The sequence below is a fragment of the Streptomyces sp. NPDC059009 genome (assembly GCF_042740175.1).
In the GTDB taxonomy this organism is placed as follows: Bacteria; Actinomycetota; Actinomycetes; order Streptomycetales; family Streptomycetaceae; genus Streptomyces.
The window spans coordinates 241,882-260,761 of record NZ_JBHYJB010000001.1; the positions used below are offsets into that span (position 1 = coordinate 241,882).

An 18,880-nucleotide genomic window follows, 5' to 3' on the forward strand; every position below is an offset into this window, starting at 1 on the left:
TCAGAGAGGAGGTGGCTTTTGCGCATCCTGGTGCCGCCGACCTGGCTTACTTGGACGTCGGCGTCCAACCCCCGACGGTCGGCGCCACTCTGGTGGCCATGTGCGCCCGTACCGTGCGGCGCGAGCGCACACGGCCGTCGCACCGGAAATGATGCTGCCCATGAATGATCCCCAGCACGGCACACATGGGCTCTCACGGCGGCTGGTCCCGATGACCGGCCGCGACCCGGAGGAGCACGGCCGGGTCTCCTCCCCTCTGGAGCTGCTCTTCGATCTGACCTTCGTGGTCGCGGTCGGCACCGCGGCGTCCCAGTTCGCCGAGATGGTCGCCGGAGGGCACTCCGGTCAGGCAGTCACCGCCTTCGTGCTGGCGATGTTCGCGATCAGCGTCGCCTGGATCAGCTTCAGCTGGTTCGCCTCCGCCTTCGCCACCGACGACTGGCTCTACCGCGCACTGACGATGCTGCAGATGATCGGCGTCGTCGTCTTCTCGCTCGGGCTCCCCGCGATGTTCCACTCCGTCGAGGAGGGCCGCCACCTCGAACTGCGGGCCATGGTCATCGGATACGTCGTGATGCGGATCGCGATGGTGCTCCAGTGGCGGCGCGCCGCCCGGGAGTCCCCGCCGTTCCACGACGTCGGCATGGCCAACATCCGCTGGACGGTGATCGCCCAGGTCGGCTGGATCGTCGTGGCCTTCACCCACTGGCCGACCGTCGCCGTCTTCGTGGCGTTCGGCGTCCTCGGAGTCCTGGAACTCGTCCTGCCGGTGCTCACCCAGGGCTCCGCGGGCGGCACGCCCTGGCACCCGCACCATGTCGCCGAGCGGTACGGCCTGTTCGCGATCATCACGCTCGGGGAGGGCGTGGTCGGCACGGTCGCCTCCTCCGGTGACCTCCTGGGCGGCGGGGACGGCACGCACTGGACCTGGAACGCGATTGCCGTCGTCATCGCCGGTGTGGGCCTGACCTTCGGCATGTGGTGGGTGTATTTCGCGACGCCGTTCGGCGACATCCTGGTCCACCGCCGCGGCCGCGGATACCTCTTCGGCTACGGCCACATCCCGCTGTTCGTCGGCGTCGCCGGGGCCGGGGCGGGCCTGCATGTGGCGGGCCTGTACATGGAACACCACGCGAAGATCTCCGGCACGGCCGTCGTCCTCACCCTGGCCCTGCCCGTCGGCCTCTACCTCCTGATGGTCTACCTGCTGCACACCCTGCTGGTCTCCGTGGGCGACCGCTTCCACCTGCTCCTGATCTCCCTCACCGTCGCCGTGCTCCTTGCCGCGGTGCTGCTGGCCGTGGCCGGTGTGTCCGTTGCGGTGTGCCTGCTCGTGGTCATGCTCGCGCCGTTCGTCACCGTGATCGGGTACGAGACGATCGGCCATCGTCACCAGCAGCGGATGCTGGACCGGCTCAGTGCGCAGTAGGCGGGGCATGGGTTCCCCGTGGCGGTCGCGCTCGCCTGGGCGGCATCCGTGCTGCCGTGCGGTCCAGCGGGACGGCGGTACGAGTCAAAGTTCGTCAGCCCGCCAGCCGGTCCGGCATGCCACCCCGGACCAGGCGGCACGTTCTCTGTGACGGTGAACTTCTGGTCGGTGTACGGCAATAGCGTGCCCGTTCCGGCCGCCGGATCAAGAGGCCGCTGCCCGCGGCAGCACGACGCGTCGGCAGACTGCACGTCATGAGCAAGAGGTGTGCGTCCACGTGAAGCAGGTCGAATCCCGACGTGCGACCTGGCTGGCAGCGCAGGCCGGCCTGCGGGTCATCGGCGAGTTGCAGAGGGTGCCCCTGTGAGCTGATGGCCTGGCCGGCGAGCGGTTGCCGGAGTGGACTGAGTCGAGGGGTTCACGGGGTGCGTGCGATCGCGTCGAGGTGGGCGTTGAGGTCGACGAGGTCGGGATGGGCCATGAGTTCTTCCGTGACTCGCTGTCGCATCTCACTGATGTACGCCGCGGTCACTTCCTGCGGTGTCACGGCCAGTGCGTTGGCGAGACTCTCGGTCTGTTCGCGGGTCAGGCCCTCGTTGAGCGCTATGGACGCGTATACGACGATCGCGACCTGGGTCTCGGCGTCGTTGCCGTACCCGGCCAGGATGCTCTGGTCGAGCAGCCATCGGGCGAAGTAGGTGTTGCTGATGTTGTCCATGCGCGCGTCTCTTTCGTGCATGAGCCCCTCCCTGAGGTGCTCGGTGGGCCCGTCATCGGGGCCGGGTGCGGATGGTTCGTTGCGTTGATCTGCGGAATGAGGGCTGCTGTTGGCGGCCGCGTCTATGCCAGGGGGCGCAGGAGCGGTCCGGGGCCGGGTGCCGTGGCGTGTCCGTCTCCGCACAGTGCGGTGAGCACTCTGCTCAGGAGCGCTGCGTCCGGGGCGCCGTCGGGGCGTTGGTGGCTGTCGGGTTGGTGGATGGTGACGTCGCCGGCCTCGGCAAGGTCGGCGATGAGGATGCGGACCACGCCGAGGGGCAAGGCGAGCAGCGCGGCTATTTCTCCGACCGATCTGGCTTCGCGGCACAGCTGGCAGATCTGTCGGTGTGCGGGGGGCCGGCGCTGCACGGCGAGTTCGTCTGCCGCGGTGAAGACCAGGGCTTCGAGGGCGAGTTGGTAGGGCGGTCGGCTGGGGTGTCGGGCATGCAGGGTGTCGGCGGTCATCCGAAGGCCCCGGCGGGGAGGGCGGATGCCCAGGCGGGATGGGCGTGGTGGTGGGTGGGCGTTTGGCGTGCTGCGTTCCACAGGGGGCGGAAGGTTTCCGGCTGACCGTCGAGGGCGCTGACGAGGTGGCCGACCGTGTCGAAGTGTTCGGGGACCTGCGCCTGGTCGATCACGGCGTGGATCTCCTCCAGTGTCAGGGCGTTGTGGGTGCGGGCGCGTATGCGGGCGTAGGAGGGGGTGCAGGCGGCGAGCAGCAGGCCGCGGAGTGCGGCGTTCAGGGTGGAGGGCCCCGGGGCCTGGATGCCGCGGGCGGCGTCCCACAGGGGCCGGACGATCGCCGGGTCGCGGCCGCAGGAGCTGACGATGGTGCGGGTCACGGGCCACGAGGGGACGCGTTCTCCGCTCAGGATGCGGGAGATGTAGGAGGTCGAGACTCCGGCCTCCCCTCCCAGGGCTGTGAGGGTCTTGCCGCTGGTGCGCTGCAGGTGTGACAGGGCGCGGCTGAGCGCGGCTGCGGGGCCGTCGGCGGGCGGTCCGGCGGTGTCCTTGTCGGTGCCCGGATCGCGGGGTGTGGAGGGTGGGCGGGGCGTGCGTTGCCGGGGGATGGGGGGCGCGGGAGCCGTGGGAGTGGTGGGTGCTTGTGGTGGGGCAGGTGCGGCGGGGGGTGTGCGGTCGAGGCGGCGTTGGCGGCTGCGCGCGGTGGCGTCCGACGACAGTTTCCGGCTCACCTTGTCGGTGCCCACGTGCAGGGCCTGTGCGATCTCGGTGCCCGTCTTCTTGCGGTCACGGGCCTGCTGGACGATGGCCGCTTCGATGTCCTCGATGTCCACGCGAACCTCCACGAGCAGGCTGAGTGCCTCGAGCGTCCCGGCGTCACGCACGAGCCGGACGAGGAGCTGTGCCTTGTGGGCGAGGTCTTCGGCGACCTGTATGGCGTAGTCGTCGTGGGCGGCGGTCTCGGGTGGGAGCTTGCTGCGCATCTTGCGATACGCCTTGCCGCAGGACTCGCTGCAGTACTGGCGGGGGCGGCCGGATCCGTGGACCTGGTCCACGGTGTTGGGGCAGCCCGGGTTGGGGCACGGGAGTCCGCCCTGGCCCTTCGGGGTCATGCTGTGTAGTCCCTTTCGGGGATGTGCTGCCGGAAAACCGGTGCACTAAATGGGGGGTTCACAAAGGGCGAGGACGAAATTCCGGGCTCCCGTCGCAGCACGGGATCACGCCCTCACGCTGACCGCGAGGCTCGGGGAGAGGTCGCCTGAAGGCGCCTCCTCCCCGAGCGCGGGGCTCAGATGCGGCAAAGGCGCCGGTAGCGGGCGTAGGAGCCGCCGAGCGCGGACACCAGCAACGGCACCGCCGCGAGCGCCAACGGCGCGTCGAGCGGGCGGAAGACCAGCACGACGCCCAAGACCAGGGCCGCAATGAACTCACCTGCGTACACGTTGACTTGGCTGTCAACCAGAACGCGGTGTTTAGCTGCCCTTCCCCAAGGAATGCTAGCTTCGGGTCCCCACAGCCGGAGACCCATCGGTAACCGGCTGCATGAGTGGTCAGGAGGCATTCGCCCTCCTTGATCGGTTGATCCAACAGTGCGATGCAGTCCCGGTCTTGGTTAGCGGCCGGGCCGGGGCTGCGTTGTCGCGGCGACGGTACCCGCTCACCCATACGGAACTCCACGGCTACAGGGTGTTAATGGGCCTGTTGCGGTTTCCTGATGATTTCCATGCAAGGGCTCGGTCAATTTCAATCAACTACCGGTCCGTAACTCTCAGTTGCCTTCGAGATCCCGCCTACAGGTGCCCATTCGCTCTTCAACGACCACACGTTCGTGACACAACCGACCGCTCCCGCCCGAGCGCCCGACCACTACGCCCGAGACTGTCCCGTCGCGACCTCAGTCCAGCGGGCGCCGCCGGCCGCCACCGCCCGCCCCGTTCAGCGGAATCAGGGTCTCCAGGTGGGCGCCCTTCACCCAGGCGCCCAGCAGGTCTCGGTGCAGGGCCACGATGTCCTGGCGCACGGCCAGACCGAGCGCGGCCTTCGTGAACGTGCGGCAGGTGGTGACGAACAGCGCGACGTCCGCGCCGTGTTCGGGCCGTGCGGTGCCGACGAATCGCTGCATCTCCTGCGAGGACACACTGCGGGCAGGGGCGTACTTCTTGCACTGGACGACGAGTTTGCGGCCATCGGAGAGGTAGCCGATGACGTCGGCACCCAGGTCACCGCTCTTGCCGCTGACGACGACCCGCGTGCAGCCGTCCCGCCGACACAGGTCGGCGACGTGGCGCTCGAACTCCTGCCACGACAGCGCGTCGACCTCCGTCATCGTCAACTCCCGCTCCCGGGCCTCCTCCTGAGCCCGCCATGTGCGGTCCTGACTGACCGCGAGACGGCGCGCGCGCCACAGCCCCCACCCGACCCCGCCCACCACAGCCACGGCGAACACGGCCACGAGGACGGGCCACACCGCCGCCCAGTGCCCGACCACCCACACCGCGGCGACCGCCACCACCACCGCGCCCCAGACCTGAAGCTGCCTGCGCGTCCGCTTCTTCAGGCACCGTCGTCGCCGTCGTGCTGCCACTACTCCCCCTCCCAACGCCCGTGCTCCGCAGCGCCAGAGTCGCGTTCCGCCCCGTCGACAGGCCCGGGCCTCTGTGCTCACCGCTGCTCGACCCGGATCCGGTACGAAACCATCGGCTCTGGGTTGTCCCAGCCCGGAAGGCACACCATCCACCAGGAGTACGGCCACACCTTCCTGCCGTAGCGCGCTCGTGTTCCTCCACCCATGGAATGTCCGCCTCTCCCTGCGGACCAACCGCCGCCCACGTACTGGCCCCAGCAACTGGCCTCGAAGCAGCTTCCAGAAGGCACCGCGCTGTTGAACGACTTGCGCAGTCGGTACCGCGCACTCACAACGCAGGGGTAAGACACACTCCTACACACTGTGGCTCTGGCCAGGGTCAATTCCCTGGCCAGAGCCACAGCGACTAGAGACCTACGGATCGCCGTACCGCGTGCACGAGCTACCCCCGCAATGCCGGAATCACAGTCCCGCCATACCCGTCAATGACCGCCTCCCGGGCATCATGCATGGCATACACGGCGAACTGATCCACTCCCAGTTCCCTCAACTCCCGCAACTTCGAGACGTGTTGTTCGGCCGTCCCGATCACACAGAACCGATCCACGATGTCATCCGGCACAAACGCGGTATCCGGATTCCCAGCCCGCCCGTGATGGGCATAGTCGTACCCCTCCCGCGCCTTGATGTACTCAGTAAGCGCCTCCGGTACGAGCCCCGAGTGCTCCCCGTACTTCGCCACCAGATCGGCGACATGGTTGCCCACCATGCCCCCGAACCACCGGCACTCATCCCGCGCATGAGCCAAAGCAGCAGCCGAGTCGTCCTCCGTCAGATACGCAGGCGCCGCCACACAGATCGTCACGTCACCCGGGTCCCGCCCCGCAGCCACAGCCGCATCCCGCACCGCCTTGACCATCCACTCCGTCAGGAACGGATCAGCCAGCTGCAGGATGAAGCCATCCGCTTCCTCCCCCGCCATCTTCAGCGCCTTCGGCCCGTACGCCGCCATCCACACCGGGAGTTCGGCCCCCGGCTTGATCCACGGGAACTTGACCGGCGTACCCCCACCCGGGTCCGCCTCCTCCCCCGACCCCAGCGCCCGGATGACCTTCATGGCCTCGCTGATCTTCGCCAGCGTGTTGGGCTTCCGCCCCGCCACCCGCATCGCGGAGTCGCCGCGCCCGATCCCGCACACGGTCCGGTTGCCGAACATGTCGTTCAAGGTCGCGAACGTCGACGCCGTGACCTCCCACGTCCGCGTCCCCGGATTCGTCACCATCGGCCCGACGATCATCCGTTCCGTCTGCGCCAGGATCTGGCTGTAGATGACGAACGGCTCCTGCCACAGCACCGAGGAGTCGAAGGTCCAGCCGTAGCGGAAGCCCGCCCGTTCCGCGCGCTTCATCAGGCTGATCACCTGTGAGGCCGGCGGGTCCGTCTGCAGTACGAGTCCGAAGTCCATGCCCACGTTGTCCGTCCTTCCGCCTTGCGCCCCCGTTGACCGATGTGCCAAATCCCCCGTTGTCTCCCCCTGACCGGCTAGCCGACGCACCGGCTTACCGACGTACCAGCTAGCCGACGTATTGGCTAACCGACGTACTGAGTCGTCCCCCGCGCCACATACGCCCCATGCCCGGCCCGCCCCTTGAACTCCCGCCCCTCAATGACCACTTCACCCCGCGACAGCACCGTCTCCACCTGCCCGGTGACCCGCTTCCCCTCGTACGCCGAGTAGTCGACGTTCATGTGATGCGTGGCCGCCGACATCACCTGTTCCGCCGCTGGGTCGTACACGACCACGTCCGCATCCGCGCCCGGCGCGATCGTCCCCTTCTTCCCGTACAGGCCGAACATCCTCGCCGGCGACGCGCACGCGATCTCGATCCACCGCCGCCGCGAGATGTGACCGTCCACCACCGCCTGGTGGAGGAGATCCATGCGGTTCTCCACCCCCGGCAACCCATTCGGGATCTTCGAGAAGTCGCCCCGCCCTAGCTCCTTCTGACCCACGAAGCAGAAGGGACAGTGATCCGTCGACACCACCTGCAGGTCGTTCGTCCGCAGCCCCCGCCACAGCGCCGCCTGATGCTCCCTCGGCCGCAGCGGCGTCGAGCACACGTACTTCGAGCCCTCGAAGTCCGGCTCCGCCAAGTTGTCCGTCGACAGGAACAGGTACTGCGGGCACGTCTCACCGAACACCGGCAACCCGGCATCCCGCGCCCGCGCCAGCTCCTCCACCGCTTCCTCCGCCGATACGTGGACGACGTACAGCGGAGCGCCCGCCACCCGCGCCAGCTGGATCGCGCGGTGCGTGGCCTCCGCCTCCAGCAGGACCTTGCGGACCTCGCCGTGGTAGCGGGGGTCCGTCTCGCCGCGCGCCAGGGCCTGTTCCACCAGCACGTCGATCGCGATGCCGTTCTCGGCGTGCATCATGATCAGGCCGCCGTTCGTCGACGAACGCTGCATCGCCCGCAGGATCTTGCCGTCGTCGCTGTAGAAGACGCCCGGGTACGCCATGAACAGCTTGAACGACGTGATCCCTTCCTCCACCAGCAGATCCATCTCCTTCAGCGACGACTCGTTCACGTCGGAGAGGATCATGTGGAAGCCGTAGTCGATCGCGCACTTGCCGTCCGCCTTCGCGTACCAGGCGTCCAGGCCCGCCCGGAGCGGCTGGCCGACCGTCTGGACCGCGAAGTCCACGATCGTCGTCGTGCCGCCCCACGCCGCCGCCTGCGTACCCGTCTCGAAGGTGTCCGAGGCGAACGTGCCGCCGAACGGCAGCTCCATGTGCGTGTGCGCGTCGACCCCGCCCGGGATCACGTACTTGTCGGTCGCGTCGATCACGCGGTCCGCCGTCCAGGACTCGGCCGCGGTACTCCCCTGCGCCGCGAGCGCGGCGATGCGGCCGTCCTCGATCAGTACGTCCGCGTGGATCTCCTCCGCGGCGGTGATGACGAGACCGCCGCTGATCAGGGTGCGGTTGTTGCTCATGGTGGTGCGCTCCCTTTCCTACGACCGACTTCTACTCCTACGACCGACTTCTCCGCATCGCGCGACGAGGCCGGTGCCTCGCGCGACGACACGGGTGGCTCGTACGACTTCTGCGCCTCGCACGACTCGTGCGGCGCGCACTTCGACGTCTCGTACGCGCCCGAAGTTGCTGAACTACACGCTCCGCAGCGCCCCTTCGAGGATCGAAGCCCCCTCCTCCGCCTCCGCCACCGTCAGCGAAAGCGGCGGCGCGATCCGCAGCACACTCGTGTCGTGGCCGCCGCCCTTGCCGATGAGGAGGCCGCCTTCCCGCGCTGCCTCCAGGACAGCGCCCGCCGCCCGCGGGTCCGCCTCGCCCGTCTCGGGGTTGATGAGCTCGATGCCCAGCATCAGGCCACGGCCCCTGACCTCCCGTACGACGGGAAGCTGGGCGCAGATCGCCCGCAGCCGCTCGATCAGGAGGCCGCCGACGCGCCGGGCGTTGCCCTGGAGGTCGTGCTCCAACAGATACGTGAGATTGGCCAGGCCCGCGGCCATCGTGACCGGCGAACCGCCGAACGTCGAGATCGAGTTGGAGTCGAGCGAATTCATGACCTCCGCTCGCGCCACCACGCCGCCGATCGACATACCGTTCCCGATGCCCTTGGCGAAGGTGAGGATGTCGGGCGGGCCGCTCGCCCCGTGGGCCTGCCAGCCCCAGAAGTGGTCGCCGGTGCGGCCCCAGCCCGTCTGGACCTCGTCCGAGATCCACAAGATGCCGTGCTCGTCGAGGACTTCGCGGAAGGCCGCGTACAGACCGTCCGGTGGGGACGTGAAACCGCCTACGCCCTGGATGGGTTCGGCGATCAGCGCCGCCGCTCCGCCGCGCGCCTGGCCGAGCATGTCCCGCAGGTCCGCGACGCACGCCGAGATGAACTCGCCGTCGCCCAGGCCCGCGTACGGGCCGCGGCCGCGCACGCCCCCGTGCACGTACAGCGTCTGGAGCCCCGTCAGGCTCGTCGGGGACCATGACTGGTTGCCCGTGATGCCGACCGCCGTGAACGAACGGCCGTGGTAGCTGTTGCGCATCGCCAGGATCTGGTTCGAGCGGCGGTGTGCGGTCGCGAGGAGCAGGGCCGTGTCGTTGGCCTCCGTGCCCGATGTCGTGAAGAAGACGCGGGCGTCCGGGATACCCGACAACTGGGCTACGCGCTCCGCCAGTTCGATCATCGGGCGGTTCAGGTAGAGCGTCGAGGAGTGGATGATGCGGCCTGCCTGCTCGCTCACCGCCTTCGTCACTTCGGGCAGCGCGTGGGCCGTCATCGTCGTCAGGATGCCGCCGAAGAAGTCGAGATAGCGATTCCCGTCGGCGTCCCAGACGTGGCGGCCCTCGCCGTGGGTGAGTTCGAGGGGGCGGTCGTAGTAGAGCGCGAGCCAGTCGGGGAGCACCGTCTTGTGGCGGCCCAGCAAGTCCTTGCCAACGTCTGTGTTCACGGCTGCACCAGTCCTTCGTACGCGTCGGGGCGGCGGTCGCGGTAGAACGCCCACTGTTGGCGTACTTCCTCGATCAGGCCCAAGTCGAGGTCCCTGACGAGGAGTTCCTCCGCCTTGTCGTCGGCGACCTCGCCGACGAACTGGCCGCGCGGGTCCACGAAGTACGAGGTGCCGTAGAAGTCGTTGTCGCCGTACTCCTCGACGCCTACGCGGTTGATCGCGGCCACGAAGTATTCGTTCGCCACGGCCGCCGCCGGCTGCTCCAGCTGCCAGAGGTATGCCGACAGGCCGCGGGAGGTCGCGGAGGGGTTATAGACGATCTGTGCGCCGTTCAGGCCCAACTGCCGCCAGCCCTCCGGGAAGTGGCGGTCGTAGCAGATGTAGACGCCGACCTTGCCGACCGCCGTGTCGAAGACCGGCCAGCCGGCGTTGCCCGGCTTGAAGTAGTACTTCTCCCAGAAGCCCTTCACCTGCGGGATGTGATGCTTGCGGTACTTGCCGAGGTAGCTGCCGTCGGCGTCGATCACGGCCGCCGTGTTGTAGTAGAAGCCGGACTGTTCGACCTCGAAGACGGGGACGACGATCACCATGCCGGTCTCGCGGGCGAGTTCGCGCATGCGGGCCACGGTCGGGCCGTCCGGTACGGGCTCGGCCCAGCGGTAGTGCTCGGGCTCCTGCACCTGGCAGAAGTACGGGGCGTTGAAGACCTCTTGGAAACCGATGATCTTCGCGCCCTGCCGGGCCGCCTCGCGGGCGTGTTCCTCATGTTTGGCGATCATGGATTCGGTGTCGCCGGTCCAGGTCGCCTGGACCAGTGCGGCGCGTACGACGTTGGCCATGAGCTCCGCTCCTATATCTGCCCTTGAGGGGACGTCAGAGAGCCTCTACGCCCGTAGACTTGGTGCGTAGACAGATGAACGTATGCCTCAGCGAGGGCCTTGCCAAGACCATCGCCGTGAACCGGCCGAGTCGATCATGTTTCGCACTCGGGCGGGTCAGAAGAGGACCTTCTCGATCAGCCGGTCGCTGCATGTGGATCACGCGGTCAACCGCCGCTACGTGGTACGCGGCAGGGCACACGTCACGTGTTGAAACCCGCCACGCGCAGCGCGTGCACCAGGTCCCAGTGGTGCTCGTCCGACACCCCTTGCGCGGTCTCGAGAAGGACCGGAATCAGCCGGTACGGATCGGTGTGCGCGCACGCCGCCACCTCCTCCGGCGCCCGCACACGCACATACGCGTCCAGCAGCGCCCGCGCCTCCCTCCCGCGCCCCGCGTCGTCGAGCGCGAGCACGGCCTCGGCGATGTCCGAGGCGGGCCGGGCCACGCCCTGCCGCAGCAGCTTCCGGCAGTCCTCGGCCCGCCCCGACCCGGCGAGCGCGTCGGCCACGGCCACGAGCCGGTCGGGCGGCAGCGAGGCGGCCTCCCAGAGCAGGGTCGCCCAGTCGGCGCCGAGGCCCGCGCGGTGCAGCTCGACCGCGAACAGCGGCAGCCGGGCGGCGGGCCAGGCCGCTGCCTCGACGAGCACGCCGTGCGCCTCGCCGCTGCGGCCCTCTCCGCGGAGGCGGATGAGGGCGGCGACGGCTTCGGCCACGGCGTCGGGGGATGTGAGGTGTTGTGCTTCTGTGGCTGGGGCGTGCGGGTCTGTGGGTGCGGGGTGCTGGCCGGGACCGGGGCCGGTGCCAGATCCAGTGCCGGATCCGGGGAGACCTCCGCTCCTGCCACCGTCGTCGTCGCTGTGCGCGAACCTGGCGCCGCGCGGCGAGCATGCCCCTGCGGGCTGCGGGGCGCCCTCCGACGGTACGGAGACGGGGTCGGGGCCGGCGTCCCGGCCGCCGCCGAACCCGCCGAGCCCGGCGAACCGGGCGCCGCCGCGGCCCCGCTTGCGCGGGCGCGCTTCAGGGGCGGGTTCCGGACCGGGACCGGGACCGGGGTGATCATCTGCGGGCTCGCGGGGCTCGGGGACGCGCTCGCGTACCGATGAGCCAGTGTCATCAGCCTCCGGAGGGTCCTGCCACCCCTTAACATCGTCACCACCGTGCTCCGCATCCACGACGAAGGTCGGATGCCCACCCCACCCCCCTCCCCGCTCCCCGTCCCGCTCCCTTTCCTCCAGCCTCTCGATCCGCTCCCGCAGCTCATCGCAGCGCGCGCTGGCCCGCTCGTGGTCGTCCCGCACCCAGGCCAGGTCGAGGTTGAGCCGGTCGGTCTCGTCGGCGGTGGCGGCGGACGCGAGGGAGCTGGTCAGTTCCTGCTGGCGTTCGACGGCGTACCGCTGTTCCTGGAGCATCAAGTCGAGCCGCTCACCGAGGAGTTGGCGGGCGCCGGGCCGGGCGTCGTAGGCCGTGAGCGAGGCGCGGTGCAGCTCGCGCGCGAGGCCGGTCTCGCGTTCGGCCTCCGGTATGCCGCGGTCGGCCGCGAGGTCGTGGAGGAGCGCCTGCACGACGTCCCAGGGCGGCACCTCCGCCCCCTCCAGGCAGGCCCGCATCCCGTCAGGGTCGCGCTGCCAGAACACGCCGCACCAGCCGGCGCCTTGGTCGAGTCGCGCCAGCAGATCCCGTAGATAACGTGCGAACTCCCCTACGTGATCCGGGAGTTGTCCCACTGCCATGTTGAGCCGCCCACCCCGTGCGGAGACTGGAGTCTTCCGGTCCGGAAGATAACACCAGTCGTGTTACGGGACGACTACACGCAGTTTTCCGGCACCGGCAGGAGCAGGCTACGCGCCCCCACCCTCACACCGGTACCAGTGCGCACCGACTCATTACTTCATCGAGGGAGAGGCCGAGGGCGCCGGCGATCGCCGCGACGGTGAAGAAGGCGGGGGTAGGAGCCCGCCCGGTCTCGATCTTGCGTAGCGTCTCGGCGGAGAGCCCGGCGGTGGCGGCGATCTCCACCATGCTTCGCTCGCCACGGGCGGCGCGCAGCAGCTGCCCGAGCCGCTCGCCGCGTTCACGCTCTTCGGGGGTCAGAGGGGTCCGCACCATGCCCCCATTCTAATACCGGTCCTCGCGCCACCCTCCAGAGATCCACCCCCAGCCCCCAAGGCGCACCCTCAGCGACCACACCCCATTCAAATACCGGTATAGTTATTGGCATGGTGGAACTCAAGACAGACACATCGATCGAGGCGATGCGCGCGGCGGGCCGCGTCGTGGCCCAGGCGCTCACGGCGGTACGGGAAGCGGCAGCCGTCGGCGTCTCGCTCCTCGAACTGGACGAGGTCGCGCACAAGGTCCTGCGCGAGGCGGGCGCTACGTCCCCCTTCCTCGGCTACCGCCCCTCCTTCGCCCCCACGGCTTTCCCCGCAGTCCTCTGCGCGTCCGTGAACGACGCGATCGTGCACGGCATCCCGACCGACTACCGGCTTCGCGACGGCGACCTCCTCTCCGCCGACTTCGGCGCCCTCCTGAACGGCTGGGCGGGCGACTCGGCGATCAGCTTCACGGTCGGTACGCCGCGCCCGGAGGACGTCCACCTCATCGAGACCTCGGAGCGAGCCCTCGCCGCCGGGATCGAGGCGGCGGTCGTCGGCAACCGCATCGGCGACATCGCCCACGCCATCGGCACGGTCTGCCGCGACGCCGGATATGGCATCCCGCAGGACTTCGGCGGCCACGGCATCGGCCGCCACATGCACGAGGACCCGGGCGTCCCGAACGAGGGCCGCCCCGGCCGCGGCATGCCCCTGCGTCACGGGATGGTCATCGCCATCGAGCCGATGCTCATCGCCGGCGGCATCGACGACTACCACGCGGCCCCTGACGGCTGGACCCTCCGCACGAACGACGGCAGCCGGGCGGCGCACTCGGAGCACACGGTGGCGATCACAGAGGAGGGGCCGCGGATTCTGACGGTGCTGTAACCGATTGACGGGGCTGTGACCGACGACCGCACCGAAACCTCTGGGGGTTCGGTTGGCGCTCAGGGCGCGATGAGACCCGCGTTCGTCGGTGCGAACCCGCAGTCGTCGAAGTAGAAGTCCCGCAGCTCGTCGTCAAAGTCCACGTGCAGCCATTCGCATACGGCCGCGCAGACCCAGCCCAGACTGTGGCGTCGAACCTGCGTCAGCCAGTCGATGTCCATGATCCGGTGACCGAAGCCCTCCGCGTGCAGTGCATCGACGGCCGCGTTGTCGAAGCCGCCTCGCCACTCGTACGTGATCGTCATGCCGCGAACGTAGGGCGGCGGGGCCGACGAGCGTCGACTGATGGCTGGCGACTGGTAATTGGTGGCTGATGGCTGATGGCCACCTGACCGCACTGTGACACTCCCGGGACACCACCGGCTTCGCGCATTCGTACGATGCCGGGGTGACACACGAGATCATCGACTACGGACAGTTCGCGGACCGGCTGAGGCGTCAGGAGGGGCGCCCGCGCTGGGAGTTGCTGGCAGAAGTCCAGCGCGAGTGGGGCTTCGAGGACCCGGGCGGCGAGCCCGGGCACTCGCGCTGGGGCGGGGAGAACCAAAAGCACGGCATCGACTGGGAGTTGCCGATACCCGTCGCGCTCAACGAGTGGTGGGACTCACCGCTCAACTCCTTCGCCTTCAACCCCCGTCTGTACTGGGTCCACACGCAGTGGCCGCCGAAGATCTCCGACCTCGACGTCACCGCGGGCGGCAGCCTCATCGGCCCCGACGACGACACCCGCGTCTGCGTCTTCATGTCCGAGTACCACTACGCCCACGAGTGGGGCTACTTGGCAGCCGAGGCCGAGCACCCCGACCCCAAGGTGCTCGTCAGCCTCAACGGCGAGTGGGTGGTCCAGAGCCGTTCGCTCTCCGAGTTCCTGATGCAGCTGGCCTTCGAGCGGATGCCCGCGCACTACGGCTACTCGCTGCGCGTCGGCCGCGACACCGTCGAAGCCGACCGCGAGATCGTCCGGCGCCTTGAGTCCTCCTACACGGATCTCGGTCTCCTCCCCTGGCAGGAGATGCACACGGACGCCCTCTCATACGGAGCTCCGGACGCCGTCATACGTCACGGGCGCGGCCGGGGCGCCGACCGCCCGATCGTCATCAACGCCCGCACGCGCGAGGCCCTCACCGACGTCGCCCGGACCCTGGGCCTGGAGTGGACCGACAAGGACGTCAAGGGCCCATCCGAGGTCCCGCGCCCACTGGAGAACCTCAACCCGGCCGCGCTCCCGGAGGGCGAGCGAGACCCGCGCGGCCGCTGGGCGGTCGTCGCTCGCGGCTACCCCCAGCCGACCGCCGTCCCCGGCGCCGCGGCCGCGCTCGTCGAACTCCCGGGCGCCGTACGGTCGGTGGCCGCCGACGAGGGCGCCCTGACCCTCGCCGCCGGCGACACGGAGGGCGTCGTCCACGTCCGCGAGACCGACGACGAAGACCCCGAGACCATCGCCCTCCCCCTGCACCGCGCCCCGGTGACGGCCCTGACCTGCGTACGACTCGAAAGCGGCAAGCGGTGGGTGTTCAGCGGCGACGCGAACGGCGTGATCCGCTTCTGGCCCACGCGCCGCAAGCCGCTGCGCGCACCGCTGGACCGCAGGAGTACGCCGGTGACGGCGCTCGCCGCGGCGCTGCTCCCGACGGGCCCCGCGCTGGCCGTCCTGTGGCAGGACGGCCTCCTCCGCGTCCGGGACCTGGCCACCGACGACGTCGCCAACCTCCGCCTCGGCACGGGCATCAGGTTCCTCGGCCTCGACCCGGACGGCACGCTGCACACCACCGACGCCGAGGGCACCTCCTCGCTCCGGCTCGACCTGGAGAAGCTGTGGCCGGTGCGGGGCATGCGGCTGCGCATGGATGACATCGACTGGGGCTCGCTGTGGACCGCACGCGGCCCCGGCCACCAGATTCCGGACCTGATCGTGAAGGTGGGTTCGGACGACAAGAAGACGGCGATGGACGCGGTGCACGACCTGTACCGCCTGCTCGTCTCCAAGGAGGCGTCCTCGACCGCGGCGGTCCCCGCGATCCCCTTCCTTGCCGAGCTGATGACAGACCCCGACAACCAGGCCCGCTCCACTCTGCTCCTGCTCATCGCGGACCTCGCGGATGTGCGGGAGGCACGCGGAGGGCGTGGCGATGCTCAACTCGCGGCGGTACGGCAGACGTTGCCGATGTTGCGCTACCTGCATGACGATCCGGCGGGGCCGATTCGGTGGGCGGCCAATGAGTTGGAGCAGAACTGTTCGCGGGGGCCGGAGTCCTGAGTCCGGCCCTGGCGTCCTGAGCCGACGCCGGTGGAACACGACCCTGACCCCTTCTGCGATCACCGTGTGGTCGCAGAAGGGGGCAGGGCCCAGGTAATCGCCGTCACGCCCCCCTTTGCGCTTCGCCGGGCGAGCGCAGCGGCGTCAGGAGGACGGAGCGGGCTCGCGGAACGCGGCGAGCAGCGTGGTCTCCAGGACGGACGGGGCCTCGCCGACCTTGAGGCGACGCGTCCCGGCCTCGGCCGCCGCGCTGTGCAGCAGGCTGTAGAAGACGGTGACGAGCCAGGTGCGCGGCAGGTCGGTGCGGAAGGCACCCTCCTCCTGGCCCCGGGCGATCAGCCGGTCGACCCGGTCGAGGACCTTGCGGTGCTGGCGCCGCCTGCGGGGCTCGCCGATCAGGCCCTGGGAGGCGGTCAGCAGGAAGGAGTGGCGGTCCAGCAGACGCCAACAGGAGCGCACCATCCGGGCCATGGCCTCGTCCGCGGGACCGTTGTCCAGGTCCTGGGCCTCCAGGGCCGCGTCGGCCTCGCTCACCGCATACGCGAGGACGGCTTCGAACAGCTCCTCGCGCGAGGGGAAGTGCGCGTACAGCGTGACCCTGCTGACCCCTGCCGCCTGGGCGATCGCGGTCATGCTGGCGTTCGGGTCGTCCCGGAAACACTCCAGCCCCGCCTTCACGATGGCCTCGATGCTGCGTTCGGCGTCGGCGCGGCGCTTCGGCCCCGCTCCGGCTCCGCCCTTACGCACGTCGGCCGAGCCGTGCGTCCGCGGTTCCTGACGGCTGGGTTGCGTGGACATGGAGCGAGGTTACGTCACTCCTTCTGCCGCGCAGGACGGGGCGGCGCGGGCGCCTTTCCCGTAGGGGGCAGGGGTACCGGTGGCTTCCCCTTGGAGAGCACGGGCACGAACACGGGCAACCCTGGTCCTGGACTTCGTCCGCCGTGCTCGTGACCGCCCCGCGGGACTGCGATTCCCTCACGGTTACCGCCCGGAGGACAGAAAACCCTAACAGGGTTGTACGGATTGCCGAGATGAAGAGGCGGCAACGGCGCCCATCGGGCCCACCGCACGGGCTCTCGACCGGCACGGAAGACACCTCATAACCTTTACACTCTTGTTCGCGTTCAGTGTCGAGAGCTACGGTGGGCGGCCAGACAATCCTTACACCACCGTTAGGGATCAGGAGCGCCAGTGACCCAGGAGAGCCCGAGCAGTGGGCACCGCCACCCGGACGTGCACGACACGGCCCACCACGACAGGGACAGACACGGCACGGACAGACACGACACGGACAGGCACGACGCAGGCGGGCACGGCACAGGCGGGCACGCATCGCCGCCCGCGCCCCACCGCTGGGCCACGCTGGCCCTCCTGTGCATGGCCCAGTTCATGCTCATCGTCGACGTCACGGTCATCAACGTCGCCCTGCCCTCCATGGGCCAGGAACTCGGCCTCAGCCCGGGGCAGATGACCTGGGCCGTCACCGCGTACACCCTCTGCTTCGGCAGTCTCCTGCTGCTCGGCGGGCGGGCCGGGGACGCGGTGGGCCGCAAGCGCATGTTCCTGGCGGGACTCGTCGTCTTCACCGCCGCCTCCCTCCTCTCGGGCCTCGCCGGGAACGGGGAGACGCTCATCGCGGCACGAGCCGGCCAGGGCGTGGGGGCGGCCATGCTGTCGCCCACGGCGATGGCCATCATCACCTCGACCTTCCACGGCTCGGAGCGCACCCGGGCCCTGGGGGTCTGGGCCGCGATCGGCGGCAGCGGGGCGGCGTTCGGCGTGCTCCTCGGCGGGCTGCTGACCTCAGGGCCGGGCTGGGAGTGGATCTTCTTCATCAACGTCCCGATCGGGATCGTGGTCTTCCTCAGCGTCGCGACGCTGTTCAAGGAGACCGCAACACCCGCGCCTCACGGCCACGGCCATGACCACGGGCACAGGGACGGGGACGGGGACGGGGACGGGGACGGGCACAAGCATGGTCACGGCCACGAGCACGGGCACGGCGGCGCGCAGCCCGTACGGGGCATCGACCTGCCCGGCGCGGTCACCATGACGGCCGCCCCCGGCCTCCTGATCTACGGCCTGGTCCAGGCACGGGACGACGGCTTCGGCGCCGCCTCCGCACTGCTCCCGCTCCTCGGTGCCCTCGTGTGCGCCATCGCCTTCGTCCTCACCGAACGCACCGTGCGCGCACCGCTGGTGCGCCTCGCGGTCCTCACGCGCCGCAACCTGGCCGCGGGAGGGCTGGTGATGCTGGCGGCGTCCGGCGTCCTGATCTCGATGTTCTTCCTGTGCTCCCTCTACCTGCAGGACGTGCTCGGCCTGGGTGCCCTCAAGACCGGCCTCGTCTTCCTGCCGGTGGCCGTGGTCATCACGCTCGGCGCGCACTTCAGCTCCCACGCCATCGCCACGTTCGGCTGGCGCCCCGTGGCCACCACGGGCTTCCTGCTGTCGGCCGCGGGCAGCTTCCTCCTGTCGCGCGTCGACGAGAGCGGCAGCGCGTGGACCCAAGTCCTGCCCGGATTCACGCTCGTGGCCCTCGGCCTCGGCGCAGGATTCGTGTCGGCGACGACAACCGCGATGAACGGCATCCCGCACTCCGACCTGGGCCTGGCCTCCGGGCTCGTCAACACCTGCCACGAGTTGGGCTCCGCCCTGGGCGTGGCCGTCGTCGCGGCCGTCGCAGGCGCGAGCCTGGAGACCGGTGGGCGCACGCCGCCGCCGGTGAACGGATTCAGCAGCGCATACCTGGCCTGCGCGATCATCTCGCTCGCCGCCGCAGCACTCAGCACCCTGCTCCTCCCCCGCGGCCGCCCCGACCCCTCCCAGGGCCCTGTGTTCGCACACTAGATGCCGCCTCCCGAGGGTGAGCTGCGGCAACCGCCTCGTACAGCCGGAACCGCGTCACCAAGTGCGATCTTGTGCAGCGAAATTGCAGCAAAACAGGCGACGGAATCACGCCGCCTGGCTCGATCAATTCGGCTGCGAAGAAAGGGA

The 18,880-nt window shown here is 69.5% G+C and carries 17 protein-coding genes; 4 read left to right on the forward strand and 13 right to left on the reverse strand.

Translation table 11 applies throughout. The annotated features are described in order from the left end of the window. Nucleotides 1–160 precede the first annotated feature (160 nt). Nucleotides 161–1,429 carry a low temperature requirement protein A gene (locus ACFWYM_RS01140; protein WP_384828552.1) on the forward strand — a complete coding sequence of 423 codons (1,269 nt, stop codon included), beginning with the start codon at nt 161–163 and terminating at the stop codon, nt 1,427–1,429. Nucleotides 1,430–1,847: 418 nt separating this feature from the next. Here the strand turns inward: ACFWYM_RS01140 and ACFWYM_RS01145 are convergent, their stop codons facing one another. The 11 genes from ACFWYM_RS01145 to ACFWYM_RS01195 all read right to left on the reverse strand — a co-directional run bounded on the left by ACFWYM_RS01145 (nt 1,848) and on the right by ACFWYM_RS01195 (nt 12,688). Further along, a complete protein-coding gene (locus ACFWYM_RS01145; protein ID WP_384828554.1) occupies nt 1,848–2,168 on the reverse strand; it encodes a hypothetical protein in 321 nt (106 codons plus the stop codon). Nucleotides 2,169–2,269: 101 nt separating this feature from the next. Further along, nucleotides 2,270–2,650: a DUF742 domain-containing protein gene (locus ACFWYM_RS01150; protein WP_384828556.1), complete on the reverse strand. Its 381-nt coding sequence runs from the start codon at nt 2,648–2,650 to the stop codon at nt 2,270–2,272. After that, entirely contained in the window at nt 2,647–3,759 is a 1,113-nt protein-coding gene (locus tag ACFWYM_RS01155; protein ID WP_384828558.1) for a helix-turn-helix domain-containing protein, read from the reverse strand. Before ACFWYM_RS01155 ends, ACFWYM_RS01150 begins: the two co-directional genes overlap by 4 nt. A 176-nt stretch (nt 3,760–3,935) precedes the next feature. Then, on the reverse strand, nt 3,936–4,088 hold the full coding sequence (locus ACFWYM_RS01160; protein WP_384828560.1) for a hypothetical protein: 153 nt from the start codon (nt 4,086–4,088) through the stop codon (nt 3,936–3,938). A gap of 453 nt (nt 4,089–4,541) precedes the next feature. Continuing rightward, a complete protein-coding gene (locus ACFWYM_RS01165) occupies nt 4,542–5,231 on the reverse strand; it encodes a restriction endonuclease (RefSeq protein ID WP_384828561.1) in 690 nt (229 codons plus the stop codon). A 442-nt stretch (nt 5,232–5,673) separates the two neighbouring features. Further along, nucleotides 5,674–6,696: a TIGR03842 family LLM class F420-dependent oxidoreductase gene (locus ACFWYM_RS01170; RefSeq protein ID WP_384828827.1), complete on the reverse strand. Its 1,023-nt coding sequence runs from the start codon at nt 6,694–6,696 to the stop codon at nt 5,674–5,676. 125 nt (nt 6,697–6,821) lie between these two features. After that, on the reverse strand, nt 6,822–8,228 hold the full coding sequence (gene hydA / locus ACFWYM_RS01175) for a dihydropyrimidinase (RefSeq protein ID WP_384828563.1): 1,407 nt from the start codon (nt 8,226–8,228) through the stop codon (nt 6,822–6,824). A 174-nt stretch (nt 8,229–8,402) separates the two neighbouring features. Then, on the reverse strand, nt 8,403–9,701 hold the full coding sequence (locus ACFWYM_RS01180; RefSeq protein WP_384828565.1) for an aspartate aminotransferase family protein: 1,299 nt from the start codon (nt 9,699–9,701) through the stop codon (nt 8,403–8,405). Then, on the reverse strand, nt 9,698–10,540 hold the full coding sequence (locus ACFWYM_RS01185; RefSeq protein WP_384828567.1) for a nitrilase-related carbon-nitrogen hydrolase: 843 nt from the start codon (nt 10,538–10,540) through the stop codon (nt 9,698–9,700). Before ACFWYM_RS01185 ends, ACFWYM_RS01180 begins: the two co-directional genes overlap by 4 nt. 242 nt (nt 10,541–10,782) lie before the next feature. Then, nucleotides 10,783–12,312 carry a hypothetical protein gene (locus ACFWYM_RS01190; protein WP_384828569.1) on the reverse strand — a complete coding sequence of 510 codons (1,530 nt, stop codon included), beginning with the start codon at nt 12,310–12,312 and terminating at the stop codon, nt 10,783–10,785. Nucleotides 12,313–12,436: 124 nt separating this feature from the next. Beyond that, complete coding sequence (locus ACFWYM_RS01195; RefSeq protein ID WP_384828570.1) at nt 12,437–12,688, reverse strand: helix-turn-helix domain-containing protein; 252 nt, start codon at nt 12,686–12,688, stop codon at nt 12,437–12,439. Between the two features lie 110 nt (nt 12,689–12,798). On the opposite strand from ACFWYM_RS01195, the gene map reads away from it, so the two are divergent. After that, nucleotides 12,799–13,566 (forward strand): type I methionyl aminopeptidase, encoded by a 768-nt coding sequence (map, locus tag ACFWYM_RS01200; RefSeq protein WP_384828572.1) that lies wholly within the window; start codon nt 12,799–12,801, stop codon nt 13,564–13,566. Nucleotides 13,567–13,625: 59 nt separating this feature from the next. Here map and ACFWYM_RS01205 read toward each other — a convergent pair whose 3' ends face one another. After that, nucleotides 13,626–13,871: a hypothetical protein gene (locus tag ACFWYM_RS01205; RefSeq protein ID WP_384828574.1), complete on the reverse strand. Its 246-nt coding sequence runs from the start codon at nt 13,869–13,871 to the stop codon at nt 13,626–13,628. 143 nt (nt 13,872–14,014) lie between these two features. Here ACFWYM_RS01205 and ACFWYM_RS01210 point away from each other — a divergent pair, with 143 nt between their 5' ends. Next, the gene (locus ACFWYM_RS01210; protein ID WP_384828576.1) at nt 14,015–15,883 is read left to right on the forward strand and encodes a WD40 repeat domain-containing protein; all 1,869 of its coding nucleotides are present in this window, start codon (nt 14,015–14,017) and stop codon (nt 15,881–15,883) included. A 144-nt stretch (nt 15,884–16,027) separates the two neighbouring features. On the opposite strand, the gene ACFWYM_RS01215 is transcribed toward ACFWYM_RS01210, so the two are convergent. Continuing rightward, on the reverse strand, nt 16,028–16,681 hold the full coding sequence (locus ACFWYM_RS01215; protein WP_384828577.1) for a TetR/AcrR family transcriptional regulator: 654 nt from the start codon (nt 16,679–16,681) through the stop codon (nt 16,028–16,030). 393 nt (nt 16,682–17,074) lie between these two features. On the opposite strand from ACFWYM_RS01215, the gene ACFWYM_RS01220 reads away from it, so the two are divergent. Then, nucleotides 17,075–18,733 carry an MFS transporter gene (locus tag ACFWYM_RS01220; protein ID WP_384828578.1) on the forward strand — a complete coding sequence of 553 codons (1,659 nt, stop codon included), beginning with the start codon at nt 17,075–17,077 and terminating at the stop codon, nt 18,731–18,733. The last annotated feature ends 147 nt before the right edge of the window (nt 18,734–18,880 follow it).